The organism is Acidobacteriota bacterium, from assembly GCA_028874215.1.
Taxonomy (GTDB): Bacteria; Acidobacteriota; UBA6911; order RPQK01; family JAJDTT01; genus JAJDTT01.
In genome coordinates, this window is record JAPPLF010000017.1 from 24,127 (window position 1) to 30,391 (window position 6,265).

The window sequence follows — 6,265 nt, forward strand, 5'->3', positions numbered from 1 at the left end:
TACACACGACCAGAGTAAAAGATCACTCCCAGTACATCTGTGTCGTGTAGTTTTGTGAGTGCCTCCATTTCGCACGGATCGAACTCAATTGCTTCAAGACGAGAGGAAGCCATGCGCAGCATCGCGAAGACATTCTGGCGTTTACTGATCGCCAGTGTGCTGTTGTCCGCCGGGTCGGCGGCGCAGGGATCTGCCCAGGTTCTGCAGACCGCCGATTCGGCATCCGACGAGTCGATCCAAAAACAGACGCAGGCCAGTCCGGGGACTACCCTCTACTTCCCCGACTACGTGGTCGGGGGCGGATGGTCGGTGCAACTGGTGCTGGGCAACCTGGATCCGGATCACAGCGCGCGTGTGGACGTGGAGACCTACGATGACCAAGGCTGGCGGGTCTCGCGCTTCTTCGACTCGGGAACCCAATTCGATCTTCCCGCCCAAGGCAGCCGGGTCCTGAAAAACGCCGGGACTGGGGCGGTACGGCGCGGATGGATCGAGGTTCGGAGCTCCGCGGGATCGGTCAAGGGGCTGCTGACCTATCGAGACACGCAAAGCGGAATCGAAGTCGGCGTCGCCCCGGTCGAGCGGCGTGACGAGTTCGCTCTGTTCGTGGAGGAATCGAGCGGGATCGGCACCGGTCTGGCCATTTTCAAACCGGACGCGGCCGCCGAGATCGAGTTTCAGATCCGCGACGAGTCGGGGCGCGACCCGCTCGGGCCGGGTCTCACCATTGGGGGGTTCCTGCAACAGGCCCAGACCCTTCCGGAATGGTTCGACAAGATGGGGGTGACCTTCCGCGGAGACTTTCAGGGTTTGCTGTTCCTGCGGTCCGGCGACGCTTCTTCGTTCGCCCCGCTCGGACTCCGGTTCGGTAAGCAGAAGACGTCGCTCTCTGCCGTGCCCGTGATCCCGTTCGTCGAGGACGGGGGAGCCCCGCCGAATCCTTTCCAACCAGGGCAGCCGGACGCGGGTTCACTGTACTTCCCGGACTATGTGGACGGGGCCGGGTGGTCGGTGCAACTCGTTCTCGGCAACCTCGACCCGGTCCGCAGGGCCGCGGTGGACGTCGAAGTCTACAATCAGCAAGGGCAGCCGGTTAGCGGGCTCTTCACCTCGGGAACCCGCTTCGAGCTTCCCGCCCAAGGCAGCAGGGTTCTCAGAAGCGGCGGGGGGACGGGAATCCGGCGCGGTTGGATCCACGTGGAGCCTGATCATGCGTCGGTCCGTGGATTGCTGGTCTATCGCCATGCCGAAACCGGGATCGAGGTCGGGGTCGCTCCCATCGACCCGAGAGATCATTTCGCTCTGTTCGTGGAGGAATCGAGCGAGGTCGGAACCGGACTGGCGCTTTTCAAACCGGAGGCGGCCCCCGAGATCGAGCTTAGGATCCGCAACGAAGCGGGCCGGGACCCGGTTGGTCAGGTTCTGACTTTCGGGAATTTCCAGCAACAGGCTTTGACCCTTCCGGAATGGTTCCAGGAAGTCGCTACGACCTTCCTCAATGACTTCCGTGGGACGTTGTTCTTGCGGTCCAAGGACGGCTCTTCGTTCGCTCCGCTCGGGCTCCGGTTCGGGAAGCAGCAAGGGTCGCTCTCTGCCGTGCCGGTGATCCCGGTCGAGGATGAAGGGCGCTCGCCGGGCGGCAGCCCGCCGCCGACGGTGACTCTGTCGGCCTCGCCGGCGGCCATCGAGCAGGGTGGAAGCTCGACCTTGACGTGGTCCTCCACCAACGCGGTGAGCGCGACGCTCACACCGGGAATCGGCTCGGTGCCGACGTCGGGTTCCCGGACGGTCTCGCCGACCGCCACGACGACCTATCGCATCACGGTCCAGGACGGCGCCGGGCGGACAGCCGCGGCCGAGGCGACAGTCACCGTCACCGCAGCACCGCAAGGAGACCGTGCTGTACTGGTGGCGCTCTACGAAGCGACCGATGGGCCGAACTGGGTCGACGCCGACAACTGGGTAACTGAGGCGCCGCTGGGGGATTGGTTCGGGGTCACGGTTGACGGGCAGGGCCGCGTGATCCAGTTGGACCTCGACGAAAATAACCTTGTCGGCCGGATTCCTCCGGAACTCGGAGACCTGGCCCAACTGCAGATCCTGGACCTCTACGATAACCAACTGACCGGGATGATCCCGGTGGAGTTGTCCCGGCTGTCCCAGTTGCAGTGGTTGTTCCTCAACTGGAACCAATTGACGGGGACGATCCCCTGGGAGTTGTCCCGGCTGTCGCAACTGGAGGGTTTGTTCCTCAACAGGAACCAACTGACGGGGGAGATCCCTGTGGAGTTGTCCCGCCTGTCCCAATTGCAGTGGTTGGGCCTCACGGACAACCGGCTGACGGGGGCGATCCCGGAGGAGTTGTCCCGGCTGTCCCAGTTGCAGACGTTGGGCCTCCATACCAACCAACTGACGGGGGAGATCCCGGAGGAACTCGGAAACCTCGCCAACCTGGAGCGGCTGTGGATCAATCGGAACCGGCTGGAGGGAACGATTCCGTCAAGTTTCCTGCGGCTGGATCGCCTGCGTTCATTCCATTTCGAGGAGAATCAGGGACTTTGCGTTCCCAAGACAACCGCTTTCACGGCATGGTTGGATGGGATCGAGGATCACTCGGGGCCGTACTGTGACCAGAGCGCCGGCAAGATCTATTGGACGCTCCAAGGGCCGGAGGAAGACGAATTGGGCGAGCCTCTGCTGACGTCGGGCAAGATTCAGCGGGCGAACCTGGATGGGACGGAGGTCGTGGACCTCGTCACGGGATTGGACCAGCCGCTAGGTTTGGCCCTGGACCTGGTTGGCGGCAAGATCTACTGGGTTGACGTAACGGGCGGCAAGATTCAGCGGGCAAACCTGGATGGGACGGGGGTCGTGGATCTCGTCACGGGATTGGACACGAACAGGACAACCGACTTGGCCTTGGGCGGAGACAAGATCTACTGGACGGATTTGGTGACGGGCAAGATTCAGCGTGCGAACCTGGACGGAAGCGGAGTGCGTGACCTCGTTACGGGATTGGACCGGCCTCTTGCCTTGGCCTTGGGCGGGGACAAAATTTACTGGACGCATACTGGAACAGGACGCAGGGACGGCAAGATTCAGCGTGCGAACTTGGACGGAAGCGGAGTGCGTGACCTCGTCACGGGATTCGACCGGCCTATTTTCCTGGCCTTGGGCGGGGACAAGATCTACTGGACGAATAATGTGACGGACACGATTCAGCGTGCGAACTTGGACGGCAGCGGAATGGGTGACCTCATCACGGGATTGGACCAGCCTTTCGGCTTGGCCTTGGGCGGGGACAGGATCTACTGGACGGGTGGTGGTGGCAAGATTCAGCGGGCGAACCTGGATGGGACTGGAGTGCGTGACCTCGTCACAGGATTGGACGGTCCCGCCGATTTGGCGCTGGACTTGGGCGACCAAGGCGCAGACGGAAACCCGCCGCCGGACTTGGTCGTGGCATCGCCTTCGGTCAGCGCCTCCACACTGACACCTGGAGAATCCTTCGATCTGAGGGCCACCGTCCGCAATCAGGGAGGGAGCCGATCGGGCGCGACGACGTTGCGTTACTACCGTTCCAGCGACGCGACCATAACGACCGGCGACACGTCCGTGGGAACGGACGCGGTCAGTGCTCTTGACGCGTCGCTCACCAGCGCCGAGTCGATCCAATTGACGGCCCCGTCGAGTGCCGGGACCTACTACTACGGCGCCTGCGTCGACCCCGTCAGCGGGGAGACCGCGACCGGCAACAACTGCTCGATGGCCGTTCGGGTGACGGTCGCCGGGCTGCCGACGGTGAGTTTGTCGGCCTCCCCGGCTTCCATCGAGCGGGGCCGGAGCGCCACCTTGACCTGGTCCTCCACGAACGCGGTGAGCGCGACCATAACTCCGGGCATCGGTTCGGTGCCGGTTTCCGGTTCGCGGACCGTGTCGCCGACCTCAACGACGACCTATCGCATCACGGTTACGGGCGCCTCCGGACGGACCGCCTCGGCTGAGGTCAAGGTCACCGTCACCGCACCGGCGGACCAGGCTGTGTTGGTGGCGCTCTACAACGCGACGGGCGGACCGAATTGGACTCGTAACGACAACTGGCTGACGGATGCTCCCCTAGATCAATGGTACGGCGTGACCGTGAACAATGCCGGCCGAGTCACTGCGCTGCAACTTGGCCAAAACAACCTGTCGGGCGCGATCCCTGCCCAAATCGGCCGCCTGGATAGTTTGGTAGGACTTGCGCTTCACCAGAATGCTCTCACGGGCCCGATTCCGCCGGAACTCGGCAACCTGTCAAACCTGGCGGATCTGAACCTCTGGGGCAATGGTCTCTCGGGATCCATCCCAGCCGAACTCGGGAACCTCTCCACCCGGTTGTGGCAACTCGTTCTCAGCGCCAACAACCTCAGCGGCACGGTTCCGCCGGAACTCGGCAGGCTGACCGGTTTGGTTGTATTGCATCTTTATTCCAATTCATTGGAGGGACCGATCCCGGCAAGTTTCCTGCGGCTGGATCGCCTGTCTAATTTCCACTTTAACGATAATCAGAGCCTGTGCCTTCCCAGGCAGACCGAATTCATCGATTGGTTCGAAGGAATCAGTGACCGCTCATCAGTGTCGTACTGCGCCAGGGTCTACTGGGTGGATGGATACAGGGTGGGAGAGATCAAGCGACTCCCAGTGGGCGGCAGTCGGGTGGAAACCCTCGTCACGGGCTTGAACGCCCCAAGAGGCTTGGCTCTGGATCCGGGTGCCGGAAAGATGTATTGGACGGAAATCGGCATTGTGGTTTCGGGGGATCTCATTCGCGGCAAGATCCGGCGGGCGAACCTGGACGGGAGCGAGGTGGAAGCCATCGTCACCCGTTTACAAAACCCATTTCACTTGGCGTTGGACATCGGCGCCGGAAAAATTTACTGGACGGACCAGACCAATCACAAGATCCAGCGGGCGAACCTGGACGGGAGCGGGGTGGAAGACGTTGTCACTTTTACCGGCAACGGGCCAACCAGTGTGAACAACCAACTTGGCTTGGCGTTGGACATCGGCGGCAACAAGATCTACTGGACACAGAGATCATCAGACTATTTGTGGTTTGCAGACCTGGACGGGAGCAACGTGAGGTACTCGCTCCACACCGGGATGGCGAGCGACCCGGAAGGCTTGGCTGTGGGCGCCGGCTATCTTTACTTGACGGCCCAGGGAAAGATCCAGCGAATCAAAATAGGCGAAGCCGGGACAGAAGACATCGTCACGGCACGTAATGTCGGCAATTACCTGGCGTTGGACATCGACGCCAAAAAGATCTACTGGACGACTGGGACCGGGGTCCGGTGGGCAAACGCGGACGACGGCACGGAGGAGTGGGGCCTGCGGCAATCCGGCTCTTCTACAGAAGGCGTGGCCATAGAACCGGGTCGGTAAAGCCTGGACGGAACGGACATTGAGGTTTCGGCAACCGTCGCTCCTCTGGATAGCACAAAGGATTTCCAATCGCCCGTTCTTCTTTCCCTCACACCGCGTCAGGAAGCGGCGGTTAGGACACCGCCGCTCCGCTCCCGCTGGGATCTTTCGCATATTTTTCGCGGCCGTCGTTTTATGTAAGTTGAACGCAAGACACCCGAGAACTCGACCTCATGAATGTCGGCCGGATCAGCGTCCTGGTAGCCGTCGTCGCAGTAGGAGTCGGCCTGGCCGGACTGGTGTTGGCCAGTTGGCGGGGAGTCCGGCATGAAATGCGGGACATGCGCCACGAGATGCGCGGAGAGATCCACGAAGTCCGTCAGGAAATGGTCAACCACATGGGACGGATCGACTCCCAAATCGCCGAACTCCGGGAACGGATCGGCCGTGTCGAAGGACTACTGCAGGGACTGCGGGAAGTCTTCATTCCCCGCACCGTGGACTAGGACCAGCGCCGCCAGGAAGGGCGATTGGAAGGGCGATTTCCTAATCGCCCATTCTTCTTCCCCCCCCCACGCCGAATAAGAAATCGGCGGTTAGGAAACCGCCGCCCCGCCCCAACCGAGATCTTTCGCATATTTTCCGCGATCGTCGTTTGTATACTATTGAACGCACAACATCCGAGGACTCCACCCCATGAATGTCGACCTGATCAGCGTCCTGGTAGCCGTCGTCGCAGTAGGAGTCGGCCTGGCTGGACTGGTGTTGGCCAGTTGGCGGGGAGTCCGGCACGAAATGCGGGGTATGCGGCACGAGATGCGGGGAGAGATCCACGAAGTCCGGCAGGAGATGCGGGATA

2 protein-coding genes are annotated in these 6,265 nt (G+C 61.8%); both read left to right on the forward strand.

Annotated features, from left to right (window positions below; genetic code table 11):
- Positions 1-111: 111 nt before the first annotated feature.
- Positions 112-5,427: a hypothetical protein gene (locus OXT71_03245; protein MDE2925394.1), complete on the forward strand. Its 5,316-nt coding sequence runs from the start codon at positions 112-114 to the stop codon at positions 5,425-5,427.
- Positions 5,428-5,639: 212 nt separating this feature from the next.
- Positions 5,640-5,912, forward strand: a complete 273-nt coding sequence (locus tag OXT71_03250; protein MDE2925395.1) for a hypothetical protein — start codon at positions 5,640-5,642, stop codon at positions 5,910-5,912.
- Positions 5,913-6,265 lie beyond the last annotated feature (353 nt).

Excerpts from the sequence above, each read along its gene's own strand:
- OXT71_03245 (MDE2925394.1), top strand. The coding sequence starts at position 112 with ATGCGCAGCATCGCGAAGACATTCTGGCGTTTACTGATCGCCAGTGTG.
- OXT71_03250 (MDE2925395.1), top strand. The coding sequence starts at position 5,640 with ATGAATGTCGGCCGGATCAGCGTCCTGGTAGCCGTCGTCGCAGTAGGA.